This is a genomic window from Cupriavidus sp. 94F1 (assembly GCF_057798875.1).
This window is the reverse complement of record NZ_JBYOJT010000004.1, coordinates 24,202-37,856: the sequence shown is the minus strand read 5'-3', so window position 1 is coordinate 37,856 and position 13,655 is coordinate 24,202. Positions and strand designations below refer to the sequence as shown.

General features: G+C 68.6%; 12 protein-coding genes. 6 read left to right on the top strand and 6 right to left on the bottom strand.

What is annotated here, in order from left to right; translation table 11 throughout:
- Positions 1-81 precede the first annotated feature (81 nt).
- From AC3FJ6_RS11075 to AC3FJ6_RS11065, 3 genes are all read left to right on the top strand, one after another.
- A complete protein-coding gene (locus tag AC3FJ6_RS11075) occupies positions 82-855 on the top strand; it encodes an IclR family transcriptional regulator (RefSeq protein WP_488771904.1) in 774 nt (257 codons plus the stop codon).
- A gap of 235 nt (positions 856-1,090) precedes the next feature.
- Positions 1,091-2,332 (top strand): GGDEF domain-containing protein, encoded by a 1,242-nt coding sequence (locus AC3FJ6_RS11070; protein WP_488771903.1) that lies wholly within the window; start codon positions 1,091-1,093, stop codon positions 2,330-2,332.
- Positions 2,333-2,452: 120 nt separating this feature from the next.
- Entirely contained in the window at positions 2,453-2,926 is a 474-nt protein-coding gene (locus AC3FJ6_RS11065) for a PaaI family thioesterase (protein ID WP_249641023.1), read from the top strand.
- A gap of 21 nt (positions 2,927-2,947) precedes the next feature.
- Here AC3FJ6_RS11065 and AC3FJ6_RS11060 read toward each other — a convergent pair whose 3' ends face one another.
- From AC3FJ6_RS11060 to AC3FJ6_RS11045, 4 genes are read right to left on the bottom strand one after another with little or no spacing between them, the layout of a single operon-like run.
- On the bottom strand, positions 2,948-4,021 hold the full coding sequence (locus tag AC3FJ6_RS11060; protein WP_488771902.1) for a VWA domain-containing protein: 1,074 nt from the start codon (positions 4,019-4,021) through the stop codon (positions 2,948-2,950).
- Positions 4,018-5,016 carry a DUF58 domain-containing protein gene (locus tag AC3FJ6_RS11055; protein ID WP_488771901.1) on the bottom strand — a complete coding sequence of 333 codons (999 nt, stop codon included), beginning with the start codon at positions 5,014-5,016 and terminating at the stop codon, positions 4,018-4,020. Before AC3FJ6_RS11055 ends, AC3FJ6_RS11060 begins: the two co-directional genes overlap by 4 nt.
- On the bottom strand, positions 4,994-6,007 hold the full coding sequence (locus AC3FJ6_RS11050; RefSeq protein ID WP_488771900.1) for an AAA family ATPase: 1,014 nt from the start codon (positions 6,005-6,007) through the stop codon (positions 4,994-4,996). The genes AC3FJ6_RS11055 and AC3FJ6_RS11050 overlap by 23 nt, the downstream gene beginning before the upstream one ends.
- A gap of 12 nt (positions 6,008-6,019) precedes the next feature.
- The gene (locus AC3FJ6_RS11045; protein WP_488771899.1) at positions 6,020-6,961 is read right to left on the bottom strand and encodes a S1C family serine protease; all 942 of its coding nucleotides are present in this window, start codon (positions 6,959-6,961) and stop codon (positions 6,020-6,022) included.
- A gap of 72 nt (positions 6,962-7,033) precedes the next feature.
- Here AC3FJ6_RS11045 and AC3FJ6_RS11040 point away from each other — a divergent pair, with 72 nt between their 5' ends.
- Together AC3FJ6_RS11040 and AC3FJ6_RS11035 are read left to right on the top strand one after the other, a co-directional pair.
- Positions 7,034-8,098 (top strand): VWA domain-containing protein, encoded by a 1,065-nt coding sequence (locus AC3FJ6_RS11040; protein WP_488771898.1) that lies wholly within the window; start codon positions 7,034-7,036, stop codon positions 8,096-8,098.
- Between the two features lie 215 nt (positions 8,099-8,313).
- Positions 8,314-9,315 carry a class I SAM-dependent methyltransferase gene (locus AC3FJ6_RS11035; protein ID WP_488771897.1) on the top strand — a complete coding sequence of 334 codons (1,002 nt, stop codon included), beginning with the start codon at positions 8,314-8,316 and terminating at the stop codon, positions 9,313-9,315.
- A gap of 49 nt (positions 9,316-9,364) precedes the next feature.
- On the opposite strand, the gene AC3FJ6_RS11030 is transcribed toward AC3FJ6_RS11035, so the two are convergent.
- Positions 9,365-11,728, bottom strand: a complete 2,364-nt coding sequence (locus AC3FJ6_RS11030) for a cytochrome P450/oxidoreductase (RefSeq protein ID WP_488771896.1) — start codon at positions 11,726-11,728, stop codon at positions 9,365-9,367.
- A gap of 29 nt (positions 11,729-11,757) precedes the next feature.
- The gene (locus AC3FJ6_RS11025) at positions 11,758-12,729 is read right to left on the bottom strand and encodes a Bug family tripartite tricarboxylate transporter substrate binding protein (RefSeq protein ID WP_488771895.1); all 972 of its coding nucleotides are present in this window, start codon (positions 12,727-12,729) and stop codon (positions 11,758-11,760) included.
- A 100-nt stretch (positions 12,730-12,829) separates the two neighbouring features.
- On the opposite strand from AC3FJ6_RS11025, the gene AC3FJ6_RS11020 reads away from it, so the two are divergent.
- Positions 12,830-13,648 carry an IclR family transcriptional regulator gene (locus tag AC3FJ6_RS11020; protein ID WP_488771894.1) on the top strand — a complete coding sequence of 273 codons (819 nt, stop codon included), beginning with the start codon at positions 12,830-12,832 and terminating at the stop codon, positions 13,646-13,648.
- Positions 13,649-13,655: the final 7 nt, after the last annotated feature.

The following is a 13,655-nucleotide window of genomic DNA, read 5'->3' as shown; positions in this document are numbered from 1 at the left end:
TGATGCGCCCGTGTGGTTGCATTGACAACAGCCGGGCCGTTCTATACGGTGGACGCCCGTTCCAATGTGTCCTGCCTGCCCATGCCACGCAAAGCCGCCCAGCTGTCCGAAGCCGACAAGAACGCCGCCGATGGCGGTGCGATTGCCGTCGATCGGGCGCTCTTCGTGCTGTCGGTCTTCCGTGAGGGCGACACGTCGCTGGGCCTGGCCGAATTGGCGCAGCGCAGCGGCCTGTACAAGAGCACGCTGCTGCGGTTGCTGGCTTCGCTGGAACATGCACGGCTGATCCAGCGCCTACCCGACGGCCGCTACGCGCTTGGCTCCGAAGTGGCACGGCTCAACGCGGTCTACGCGGCGTCGTTCTCGCTGGAGGGGGTGGTGATGCCGGCCCTGCGCGAACTGGTGCGCGTGACCCGGGAATCGGCCGCGTTCCACGTCGAGCAGGGCGAGCACCGCCTGTGCCTGTATCGCGTCGATTCGCCGCAGCCGGTGCGCGACCATATCCGCGCCGGCGACCTGCTGCCGCGTAACCGCGGCGCGGGCGGACGCGTGCTGCGGGCCTTTGCCGGGGCGCGTGGCGAGATCTACCAGCGGATTCGCGACGAAGGCGTGATCGCCATGGTGGGCGACCGCAGCCCCGATATCGCCGGCGTGTCCTCGCCGGTGTTCGGCCCCGGTGGCGAACTCAAGGGGGCGCTGACCCTCACCTGCCCGACGCCGCGTTTCAGCGAGGCCTTCCGCGATCAGGTGCTGGATGCCGCCCGCGCATTGACGCTGGCACTCGGCGGCACGTTCCCGGAGGTCAGGCCGGCCAGCGCCGGATCGTTGACGACCACCCCGCCGCAGGACGACTGAGCATTCCGCCCAGCGCGATCCACAGGGTGCAAACCATTGCAAAAATGCGACGGGTACCCGGCTTGCCGGGGGTGCGCCCCGGCCGGTGAGCGGGCTATGATGCGTGCTTTCGCCGCTTCTTGTGCTGTCCATTCGCGGCGTTCCCATTCGCTGTTCTTCACGTCCGGTCACCCAGCAAGGGTTAACGTGCATAACGGCAGCCGCCCCCGGTAGCTTTAAGAGGAAACGGATTCCCGTGCACCTGGCTCAGCAGACGATTCTGGTCGTCATGATGGTGGTGTTTTCCAGCACGCTGGTCATGGCCGCGGGGCTGGTGCTCGCGTTGCGCGCCAGCGAGGCAGGGCGCCTGTGGGCGGTCGGGCATGTGGTGGCATCGGGCGCCGGTCTGGTGGTGGCCGCCAGCGTCGCCGGCGAATCGCTGCAGCTATCGGCGCTGGGCGCCGGGGCCTATCTGATTGGCCGGCTGACCATCTATCGTGGCGTGCGTGTCTATTACGGACTGGCGGACCGTGCGCTGCCGTTGCGCATCGTCGGCCTGATCACGCTGGTGCTGCTGGTGCTGATGTCCGGCCTGTCGGACGGCCGCGTGCTGCTGCACGGCGTGGCCTACGGCATGCTGGCCATGATCTCGTTCAGTACCATCGTCACGATGTTGCGCAGCCGCCGCGGCCGCACCAGCATCGGCGGGCCGCTGGTGCTGGCATCGCACCTTGTGCTGCTTGGATCGCAGGTGGCGGCGCTCAGCTACGGCGCCGCGTTCAAGGGGCTGGCCATCACGCCGTTCTTCCTGCAGACCAGTGCGTCGATCTGGCCACTGGCGCCGCTGGTGGCCGTGCTGCTGGGCCTGTTCGGCTTCAGCCTGATGGCGATGGAACAGATCATCGCCCGTAACGAAAGCGGCGCGCGCCTCGATGCGCTGACCGGCCTGCTCAATCGCGGCGCGCTGGACATGACCGCGATGGGTTTGGTGGCGCGCTGGCAGCGCGACGGCGACCCGCTGTCGTGCCTGGTGATCGACGTCGACCATTTCAAGCGTGTCAACGACCGGCACGGCCACCACGCCGGCGACCAGGTGCTGCGCGACATCGCCGCCGCGCTCGACAACTCGCGGCGCGCGTCGGACATTGCCGCGCGCTACGGCGGCGAGGAATTCTGCATCCTCTGCCCGCATACCGACGAGCATCAGGCCACGGCCCTGGCCAACCGTATCCTGCGCAAGGTCAGGGCGATTGCGTTGCCCGATGGCGACGGCCCCGGCTGCGGCCATGCCAGCGTCAGCATCGGCGTGGCACAGCTGCATGGCGGACCGTCGAGCCGCGACGGCCTGTGGCGCAGCCTGTTCGCCGAAGCAGACCGTGCGCTCTACATGGCCAAGCAGCGCGGCCGCGACCAGTTCGTGCTGGCCTCCAGCATGCGGCCCGACGACCCCCCCGAGCCCGCCGTCCCGGCCGGGCAGGACTGCGTCACCGCGGCGTGATGGCGGCCTGACGCCACGCCGACTCCACGTCCTCCGCCGGCAGCTGCCGGGATATTGGGATAAGCTTGCCCGCTACGCTGCAAACATCCTGATCCCCCCCACAAGAATACGGAGACGTGCGTGACCGATTATCACTATGGCGTGGCGAACCCCGCCGACATCGCGGGCATGACGGGCAAGGCCGTGCTGGAGGCCATCGTCGAAGGCCGGCTGCCGCAGCCGCCGATTGGCCAGGCGCTGGGTTTCTGGCTGGTCGAAGTGGGCGACGGGTTTGCCGCGTTCGAGGGCGATCCGGGTGTGCATCTTCTCAATCCGATGGGCACCGTGCATGGCGGCTGGGCGCTGACGCTTATCGACAGCGCCACAGGGTGCGCGGCCAATTCCGTACTGCCTGCGGGCACCGGCTACACCACAGTGGAAACCCGCGGCAATTTCTCGCGCGCCATCAAGCCCGATACCGGGCGCGTGCGTGCCGAAGGGCGGGTCATCACGCAGGGCCGCCAGATCATCACCGCGGACTGCCGCGTGACCGATACCTCGGGCCGCGTGCTCGCGCACGGCACATCCACACTGCTGGTGCTGCAGCCGCGCTAGCGGGTCCGGGACGGTCTGACGCTACAGCACGCGCCCGAACCACCATAGCGACAGCAGCCCCGCGCACGTTGCCAGCAAGGCGCCCAGCGCGGCAAAGAACGCGGTGACCTCGATCTGGTCGCGCTTGCCATGGGCCAGCCGGGCGTTGATGGCGCGGTACACGGTCTTGAGCCGCGACGCGTCTTCCAGCCGGAAGTACTCGGCACCGGTGGCGTCGGCCACCTGCTTCAGCACCTGTTCGTCGAGTTTGACCCGGGCCGACATGCCGTCGGCCTTGAGCACCACGCCTTCGACGGTGCCCACGCCCACCGTGTAGATGCGCACGCCGTGGGCGGCAGCCAGCTGGGCGGCCTGCATTGCGGCCGGGCCGGCATTGCTCTCGCCGTCGGAGAACAGCACGATCGCACCGGCCGCGTAGGAGCCCGGCGCGACGGGCTCGTCCGTATCGACCGGCCCTGATTTCGGAATGGGGCCGTCCTCGTTCATCAGCCGCGCCGCGTCTTCCGTCAGTTGCGGCATCAACGTCGTCAGCGCAATCAGCAGCCCGTTGCCCAGCGCCGTGCCGCCCTGTGGCTGCAGCTTGTCGATGGCGGCGGCCACGTCGTCCTTGCGGCGGCTGGGCGCCTGCGCCACGGCCGCGGTGCCCGCCATCGCCACCACGCCCGTACTGACGCCGGACGGCTGCGCATCGAGCAGCACCTTGGCCGCGCCCTGCGCGGCGCGCAGGCGGCTGGGCTTGACGTCCTGCGCGCGCATGCTGCCCGACAGGTCAATCACCAGCACGACCGTCTCGATCCGTGATGGCAAAACCATCACCGCCTGAGGGCGGGCGATGGCCACTACCAGTGCGGTCAGCGCCAGCAGCGCGAATACGGGCGCCACATGCCGGCGCCAGTTCGCCGGAGCCTTGCCGGTGGTGTGGGCCGCGCCTGCCATGCCGGCGACGCGCAAGGCCGGGTATTGCGCGGCAGCGCGGCGCCGGCGAGCATCGAGCCACAGGTAGCCCGCGCCCAGCAGCAGCACGAGCGCCAGCAGCCACAGCATGGCCGGCCACAGGAAGCTCAGCACCGGCATCCGGTTCAGCGCATCGATCATGCGATGCCCCTGACGGCGTCGCGCGCGGCGCCAGGCCGGCGGCTGCGCTGGCGCGCGAACTGCAGCAGTGCCAGGTCCAGGCGGGTGTCGGTGGACAGGGTCAGGCAGTCCACGCCGGCACGGGCAAAGCCCAGGCGCAGTTCGGCCTCCCGGGCCTCGGCGATCGCCGCGAAACGCTTGCGAAAGCCCTTGTCGTGGGTATCCACCACCATCTGCTCGCCGGTTTCGGCGTCCTGCATCACCACCACGCCCAGGTCGGGCAGTGCCAGCTCCAGCGGATCGACCAGCCGCACGGCTACCACTTCGTGGCGCCGCGCCAGCATCGCCAGCGATGCCTGCCAGCCGGGCGCGCTGATGAAGTCCGAGACGACAAACATCACCGAGCGGCGCTTCGCGACGGCGCGGGCACGCTCCAGCAGGTCGCGCAGGCGGGTGTCGCCCGGCGATGCGGCTGGCGTGGCGTGCATGCGGTGCAGCAGATGCATCAGGTGGCGGCGGCCGGCGCGCGCCGGCACCACCGCTGCAGAGGCATCGGCCGCGCCGCCGTACAGCACGGTGCCAACGCGATTGCCGTAGCGGGTCAGCAGCAGTGCCATGACGGTGGAAAAATCGGCCAGCAGGTCGCGCTTGCGCACCGTGCCGGACCCGAAATCGACCGATGCGCTGAGGTCCAGCAGAAACCAGGCCGCCACCTCGCGATCCTCTTGGTACTCGCGCACATGCGGCGTCTGCAGCCGGGCCGTGACGTTCCAGTCGATATGGCGCACATCGTCGCCGGGGTGGTACTCGCGCAGGTCCGCCAGATCGAGCCCGAAGCCGCGAAACAGCGTGCGGTAGTCGCCCTGCAGCAGGCCGTCGAGCCGCCGGACCACGGTCCATTCCAGCCGGCGCAGCAGCGCGTCGGTCTGGCTGGCACCCACGCGCGCCACGCCGTCTCCGGCGACGACGCCTGTCGGGCCGCTTTGGCGCCGCCTAGCGCCCAGCCGCCCGAACATGGGATTCCATGGGCCGTTCCGGCACCGGCAGCGCCTTCAGGATGCGGGCAATCAGCTGGTCGGCCGTCACCGCATCGGAGATCGCCTCGTACGACAGCACGATGCGATGGCGCAGTACGTCGGGCACCAGGTCGGTCACGTCCTCGGGCAGGGCATAGTCGCGGCCGCGCAGGTACGCCAGCGCGCGCGCCCCTTCGATAAGGCCGATCGTGGCGCGCGGGCTGGCCCCGAACGACACGTAACGCTCCAGATCGTCCAGGCCATGGCTGGCGGGTTTGCGCGTGGCGGCCACCACGCGCACCGCGTACTGGATCAGGCCCGGGTCCACGTACACCTTGCGGCACTCTTCCTGCAGTCCGGCCAGGTGCTCGGGCGTGGCGATCGCGTTCACGCCGATGCGCGGGCCGGTCACGCGGTTGACGATCACGACCTCTTCTTCCTCGGTGGGATAGCCCACCAGCACCTTCATCATGAAGCGGTCCACCTGGGCCTCGGGCAGCGGGTAGGTGCCCTCGGTCTCGATCGGGTTCTGCGTGGCCATGACCAGGAACGGTGCCGGCACCGGATGCGATTCGCCGGCAATGGTCACCTGTTTCTCCTGCATCACTTCCAGCAGTGCACTCTGTACCTTGGCCGGCGCGCGGTTGATTTCGTCGGCCAGCAGCAGGTGGGCGAACACCGGCCCGCGCACCGTGGAGAACTCGCCGGTGCCCTGGTTGTACATGCGGGTGCCGATCAGGTCGGCGGGCAGCAGGTCGGGCGTGAACTGGATGCGCTTGAACGATCCGCTCATGGTCCGTGCCAGCGTGTTGACCGTCAGCGTCTTGGCCAGGCCGGGCACGCCTTCCACCAGCAGGTGCCCGCCGGCCAGCATGGCCACCAGCACCCGTTCCAGGAAGTGGTCCTGTCCCACCACCACGCGCTTCACCTCGTACAGCAGGCGTTCCATCAGGTTGGCGCTGTCGATGGCGCCGCGGGCTGGGTCGTTCATGGGCCTCCGCGTCTAGAAGGGAGATGATCCAAGGGCCATGCCGGCACTTTCGATCGTGATGGCAAAGCCGATACCGAGAAAGGTGCCGCTCGGGTTGGGGTTGAGGATGGCGGTGACGATGCCCACCACCTCGCCATTCATGTTCACCAGCGGCCCCCCCGAATTGCCGGGATTGGCCGCCGCATCGAACTGGATCAGCTTGTCGAGCTTCTGCTTGCGGTCCGGCGACACGAACTGCCGGTCAAGCCCGGAGATCACGCCGGCGGACACCGACGGGCCGATGCCGAACGGAAAGCCCACCGCCACCACCTCCATGCCCGGCGCCAGATTCTGGCTGGACCCGAGCGTGGCGGCCGGCAGGTCGTCGGGGATCGATTTCGGCTGCACGATGGCCAGGTCCTTCTCGGGCATCGCCTGCAGCAGCGAGGCTTCCGATGTCTGGCCGTTGTGGAAGGTGACCTCCAGCCGGCTGGCGTCGGCCACCACGTGGTAGTTCGTGATGATCGTGCCGGTTTCGGTGACGACCACGCCGGACCCGATGTGGCGGGCTTCGGACCGGGCTTCGGGCTGCTCGCTGCGCCGGGGTGGATCGGTCGCGGCGGCTTCATCGCGCTGCGGGCTGGCGTTCGGGGCCGCCTTCGGCGCGGCCTTCTGGGCGGCTTTCGATCTGGCGTCGGGCGGATCGCGCTTTGCCTTGGCGGCGGGCGGCGGGTCGGGTGCCTTGTCGGGCGCGTAGCTGCGGATCTCGACCACCGATTCGCGGATGGATTCGGCGGCCCGGGCGGCCTGGGATGGCAGCGTCTTGGTCTGCAGCGTGTGCAGCACGGCGGCGTCGATGTCGGCCTGCGTGAGCTTGCGCGGCGGCGGCTGAGCCAGCCACGAAACCGATGCGCCTGCGGCAAATATCAGGACGACGGCCACTGAAACCAACCCGTAGATCGTCACCCGTTTCATCGCAGCCCCCGGTTCCGTCGCGCCTTAAAAAATACAGTACCATCCTCTTACTCACGCGCCAAGGAGCAGGGCATGCAGTTTCTCTGGCCGCAAATGCTCTGGCTGCTGCTTTTGCTCCCACTGCTGGCAGCCGCCTACGTGTATCTGATCGCACGGCGCAAGAAGGCAGCCCTGCTTTATGCCAGCCTTGCATTGCCGCGCGCCGCGCTGGGGCCCGGCCAACGCCTGAGGCGCCACATTCCCCCCGTTCTGTTCCTGCTGGCACTCGGTGCCGCCTTGCTGGCCTGCGCGCGGCCCAGCGCCACCATCACGCTGCCTTCCGACACCATCACGCTGGTGCTGGCGATGGATGTGTCGCGCAGCATGGAGGCCACCGACGTGGCGCCCACGCGCATCGCCGCCGCCCAGCAGGCCGCGCGTGACCTGGTGGTGGGGCTGCCGTCGAGTGTTCGGCTGGGCATTGTCTCGTTCGCCGCCACCGCCGCGGAAGTGCTGGCCCCGACCGATAACCGCCAGGACATGCTCGACGCGCTCGACCGCTTTCAGCTGCAGCGCGGCACGGCCACCGGCAGCGGCCTGATACAGGCCCTGGCCGTATTGTTTCCCAATGATAGCATCGACCTCGAAGCCGTCCTGTTCAACGACGGCGCACCATTGCTGGGCAGGCCCGCCCCGTCACTTGACGAAGCCGCTGCGGCAGACGCCGCGCGCAAGCGGGCGAAGGAGCGCGCGCCGGTGCAGCCGGGCTCGTACCGGCACGGCGCGGTCATCCTGCTCAGCGACGGCCGCCGTACCACCGGCCCGGACCCGCTCGACGCTGCGCGCATGGCCGCCCAGCGGGGCGTACGCGTGTACACCGTGGGCTTTGGATCGGCGCAGGGCGGCGTCGCCGGCGAGCCGGTGCTGTCCTACTTCATGCAGCTCGACGAGCCCTCCTTGCGCGCCGTCGCCAATATCACCGGCGGCGAATATTTCCAGGCCGGCTCGGCGGCCGACCTGAGCCGCGTGTACCGCCAGCTCAGCGCACGTTTTGCGCTGGAGCGCAGGGAGACCGAAGTCGGCGCGCTGTTCGCGGCGGTCGCCGGCCTTCTGCTGGTGGCGGCATGTGCGCTTTCCATCCTCTGGTTCCGGCGCTGACCCGCGTTATGTGGGCTACCGCACCAACTGCGCACAAATGGCGGCTTTTCGGACAGTGCTGCATTGCGGCATGACTGCTTAACTTTACCGAAATGTGTCAAACGGCTGTGCCGCAGAGCACTTGCCGACCCAGTCCCATACCCGGAATTTTCCGCCGACGATCGCGCAGCCGCGCGACGCCGGGAATGTTCTTTTTTTGCCTTGGTGGGGGAGACATGGAGCAGTCCGATACGCTTGCGGCAGCCGGGCCGGAACCTGTAACGGCGGCCCGCTCGCCGATGGCCACGCCACGGCGGCATCCCGAAGCGCGGGATGGTCGTGGCCACGACTACCTGCAACGCCTCCGGCCCTATCTGAAGGCGGGGGCTTGCGTGCAGGATGGCTGGCTTCCCCGGGCGCCGATCCGCTATACGCGCGGCATGCTCGCCAATGCACACTACTTCAGCCATCCCAGATGGATGGACGACTGGCTAGCCAATGTCCATCGCTATCCGCAATGGCGCGAACGCTGGCATGCCGTGACGGGACCGCTCGACGGCAAGGTACTGGTGGACGTGGGTTGCGGCCCCGGCAATGTGCTGGCCACGCTGGGCGGCGCGCCGCGCGTGGCCATTGGCGTCGACGTCGCGGAGGGCAGCCTGCAGCGCGCAGCCGGCGTTGGCTATGTCCCGCTGCAAGCCGATGCGCACGACATGCCGCTGGCCACGGGCATTGCCGACATCGTGGCCATCAACGGGTCGCTGCACCACTGCGACGACATGGCCGCCGTGCTGGTCGAAGCCGCGCGGCTGGTCAAGCCGGGCGGGGTGCTGATCACCGACCATGATCCCCAGTTCACCGCGTGGAACTTCCGCGGCCTAGCCATGCTGATGTGGCGGCTGCGCGTGCCGATCTACCGCTGGCTCAAGCGCGGCGGTCACGCGGCCGCCGATAACGAGCAGTACTGGGCGTTGGCAACCGAGTTGCATCACCGCCCCGGCGATGGTGTGACCGAGACCTTTCTGCGCGGCGTGCTGGAGCCACGCGGATGGCAGGTGAGGGTGCTTCCGCACAATCACATGGTGGGGGCCGAAGTATTCGACGGGCAGATCGGCCCGTCGCCGTGGAAGATTCGCATGGCGCAGCGCCTGTCAGGCATCAGGCCGGGCACACCGCAGGCGGCGATGAGCCTGTTCTGCGTCGCGCGGGCACCTTCTTCCACGCCGATGCGGAGGTAGCATTTCGGCCGCTGTGATGGGGCAGACCATCAAGGGATGGCTGGGCTGGTCATAGCGCAAGCACGATCTTCCCGCCGCGCGCGGCACGCGAGCAGCACGACATCATCCGGTTGTTCGCGTCGCGCTCGGTGCGGGTGAGCACGACGTCGCGGTGGTCGATGTCGCCATCCAGCACGCGTACCTCGCACGATCCGCACAGGCCTTCCTCGCAGTCGCTCTGCACGTCGATATTGGCGCGGCGCAGCGCGGTGAGCAGGGTCTGGTCGGCCGGAACGTCGAGCGTGAGGCCCGAATCCTTGAGCTCGACGGTGAAAGGCTGTTCTTTCGATGGGTCCAGCGTGCCGAGTGTGGAGCTGAAGTGTTCGACGCGCAGCGTGTCCTCGGGCCAGTTGGCGCAGCAGGTTTCCAGTGCCTCGATCATCCGCGCCGGGCCGCAGGCATAGACCTGCGTGCTGGCGTCCGGGCTCCCGAGCAGCCGGGCAAAGTCGGCGCGGTGGCCTTCATCGGCCGCATGGACGTGCAGGCGGTCGCCGTGCAGCGCGGCCAGTTCATCAAGCAGGGCCATGGCCTGGCGCGACCGGCCGCAGTAGTGGAATACGTAGTCGATGCCGAGTTCGCGCGCGCGCCGCGCCATGGCGCTGACCGGCGTCACGCCGATGCCGCCGGCCACGAAGATGGCCTTGCGGCAGCTTTCGTCGAGCCGGAAGTGGTTGCGCGGGCCGCGCACCTTGAGCTTGTCGCCGACGCGCAGGTTGGCGTGGATCCAGGCCGAGCCGCCACGGCTTTCCGTCTCGCGCAGCACGGCGATCTCGAACACATTGGCATTGGCCGGGTCGCCGCACAGCGAATACTGGCGCGAGATGCCGGTGTGGCCGCATTCGACGTCGATATGCGCGCCGGGCGTCCAGCGCGGCAGGGGACGCCCGTCCTGCGACGCCAGCCGGATACGCAGCACGTCCTGCGCAGCCGGCTCCACAGCCTCGACCACCAGCGTGCGGCCGATATTGCCGGTGGGCTCGCCGATGCGCACCGCGTCGCGGGGTGCCAGCACGGCGGGGTCGGTGCGTTCCGGATTTTGCGCCGGGTCCCATTCCACCCACAGGTGCTCGGGGCCGCGGAACGACGTGTTGGGCACGTAGGTGAAGTGCTGGTCGGCCAGACGCAGGTGCGGCAGGCGGCTGGTCAGCTCTTCGAGGAAGATCTGCATCTCCATGCGCGCCAGATTCTTGCCCATGCACTGGTGCGCACCGTACCCGAAGGTGAGCTGGTCGCTGGCGTTGTCGCGGTGGATGTCGAACAGGTCGGCATCGGAAAAGTGCCGCTCGTCATGGTTGGCCGACGATGTCACGATCAGCAGTTTGCTGCCGGCCGCCAGCGGGATGCCGCCCACCTCGGTGTCCCGCGTCACCACCCGGCGCCACGCGGCCACCGATCCGTTGTGCCGCAGGCATTCCTCGACGGCGTTGGGAATCAGCGCCGGGTCTTCGCAGATCTCGCGCCAGACGTCGGGGTGCTGCAGCAGCAGCTTGATCGCATTGGCCGATGCATTGGCCGTGGTCTCGTGCGCGGCCACGATGCCGGCCATCATCATCGAGTGCAGGTACGAATCGGTGACGACCTCGGGCAGTTCCTTCTGCTTGCGGATGCCGTACTGCATCCAGCCCGCCCCCGACGGGTCTGCACGCATCTTGTCGAGGATGCGGCCCGCCAGCTGCCAGAAGTTGCCCACGGCATGGGCCACGGCCACCTGTTCCTCGGGCTTTGGCCGGCCCCAGGTGTTCACCGTGTGGGCGATCGAATACTGGCGCAGCAGGTCCATGTCTTCCTCGGGCACGCCGAGGAAGTGCAGGGCGACGGTCAGCGGCACTTCCCAGAGCATCTGGTCCACCAGATCGGCGCGGCCATCGTCGATGAAGCGGTCGACGTATTCGCGCGCCAGCCGGCGCACCAGCGGTTCATGGTGCATCAGTTCCGCCGGGGTGAACGGCTCCATCAGCGCGCGGCGGCGCGGCATGTGGGCCGGTTCGTCCTCGTTGACCAGCGTCCGGTTCATCGCATAGCCATACGACGCCAGCACGGCGTTGGCTTCGTCGCCGGTGGGCGTGATCTTCTCCAGCGCGATGGCCGGGCTGAACGTGAGGTGGTCGCGGAAGATCGCCTTGATGTCGTCGAAGCGGGTCACCACCCAGTAGCCCAGTTTCGGGCTGTAGAACACGGGTTCCTGCTCGCGCGACCAGCGCACGTAGTCGGGCGGATCCTGCTGGTAGCCGTCCTCGAACGGATCGAACGCCGCGGCGTTGTGGCTGACCGGGCAGCCGTTCGGCGCCAGAACAGGGGATGCGCCGGCGGCGCGCAGTGCGGTGTGGTCGATCGGGCAACCCGCGCCGTGCGCGGGTGGGGTGGACTGCGTCATGCGGAACTCCAGCTACGGGCGGTGGTGCGTCAGTCGAGCGAAATCTTCAGATCCTGGATCAGCCGGGTCCAGCGCGCGGTCTCGCTGCGCAGCAGGTCGCCAAACTGGGCCGGGGTGTTGCCAACGGGCTCCACGCCGAAGTCGACCAGCTTCTTGTGGATGGCGGGGTCTTTCACGGACGCCACGACTTGCCGGTTCAGCGTGTTGATGACCTCGGGCGGGGTGGCGGCCGGCACCACCATGCCGACCAGCGCGGCGGCTTCCACGTTCTTGTAGCCGAGTTCGGCGAAGGTCGGCACGTCGGGCAACTGGGGCAGGCGCGTGGCGTTGGCCACCGCCAGCGGGCGCACCTTTCCGCCCTTGATAAAGCCCGCACCGGCGGCGTAGTCGACCATCATCGCGGGAATCTGGCCGGCGGCCACGTCGGACAAGGCCGGCGCCGCACCGCGATACGGCGCGTGGGTCATGGTCAGGTGTGCTTCGGTCTTGAGCAGCTCCATCGCCAGATGGTGCGGGCTGCCGGCGCCGGCCGATCCGTAGTTCACGCCGCCCGGCGTCGCCTTGACCTGGGCGATGAAGTCCTGCGCGGTCTTGGCCTGGGTGCCGGGGCCGACCACCAGGATCATGGGAAAACGGCCCAGCAGCGTCACGGGCGCCAGGTCGCGCGTGGGGTTGTACGAAAGCGTCTTGTACAGCGCCGGATTGAACACCAGCGTGCCGTTGTCGGCCGACAGCACCGTGTAGCCGTCGGGCGCCGAGCGGGCGGTCTCGGACGCGCCAATCGCGGTATTGCCGCCCGGCTTGTTGTCCACCACCACCGGCTGGCCGACGCGGGCGGACAGCCCCTGTCCGATGGTGCGCGCCAGGAAATCCGATCCGCCGCCGGCCGGGTAGGGCACGATCCACCGGATCGGCTTGGCAGGCCACGCGTCGGCGGCATGTGCGCCGGTGACCACTGCAAAGGACAGCGCAAGCAGCGCGATGGGGCGGAATCGGGGCATCGGTCGTCTCCTCGGTATTTGGCCGGATAGTGGTGGGCCTGTTTTGCGTAAATCATATACGCATTGCGTAATCAATGAATGAGGGTTAACCTCGGGCGCCATGACTTCCGCTACCGAACGCACTCCGGACCCCAGCCCCCGTCCGCGCGAACGCCGCCAGCGCGTGCAGGCGGCCGAAACCGGCATGGCCGTACTCAAGACGCTGGCCCGCCTGGGCGGGCGCGCCAGCCTGACGGCCATCGCGGGGCAGATCGGCGAAAGCCCGGCCAAGGTGCACCGCTATCTGGTGAGCCTGATGGAGGAAGGATTCGTCGCACAGGAAGCCAACACCCAGCAGTACCACCTGGGCATCGAGGCGCTACAGATCGGACTGGCCGCGATGCGTCAGGCCGACCCGATCCGGCTGTCCGAAGCCTCGCTGGTGCGGCTGCGCGAGCGGCTGGAAGTGACGTGCTTTATCGCGGTGATGGGCAACAAGGGGCCCACCATCGTACGGATCGAGGAGCCGGGCCTGCCGGTGACGGTGAACGTGCGGGTGGGGTCGGTGATGCCGCTGCTGTGGTCAGCCACGGGCCGCGTGTTCCTGGGCATGCTCGACGATTCGAACGTGCAGGCGCTGGCGCGCGCGGAACTCGATGCGCTGACGCCGGGGCAGCGCGCCGACCTGGATGCGAAGAACCCGCTGGGGGCGTTGCGCGACCCGGTGCGGGCGCAAGGCTGCGCGGCGGTGCGCGATACCAACCTCAAAGGTATCAGCGCGGTGGCGGCGCCGGTGCGCGATTACACCGGCCGCGTTTGCGCGGTACTGACCGCGCTGGGCGCCACCGGCGGCTTCGATCCGTCGATCGACGGACCAATCGGCCGCGCGGTGCGCGAGGAAGCCGCGGCCATCAGCGTCTTGCTGGGGTTCGCGGGCTGATCCCGGG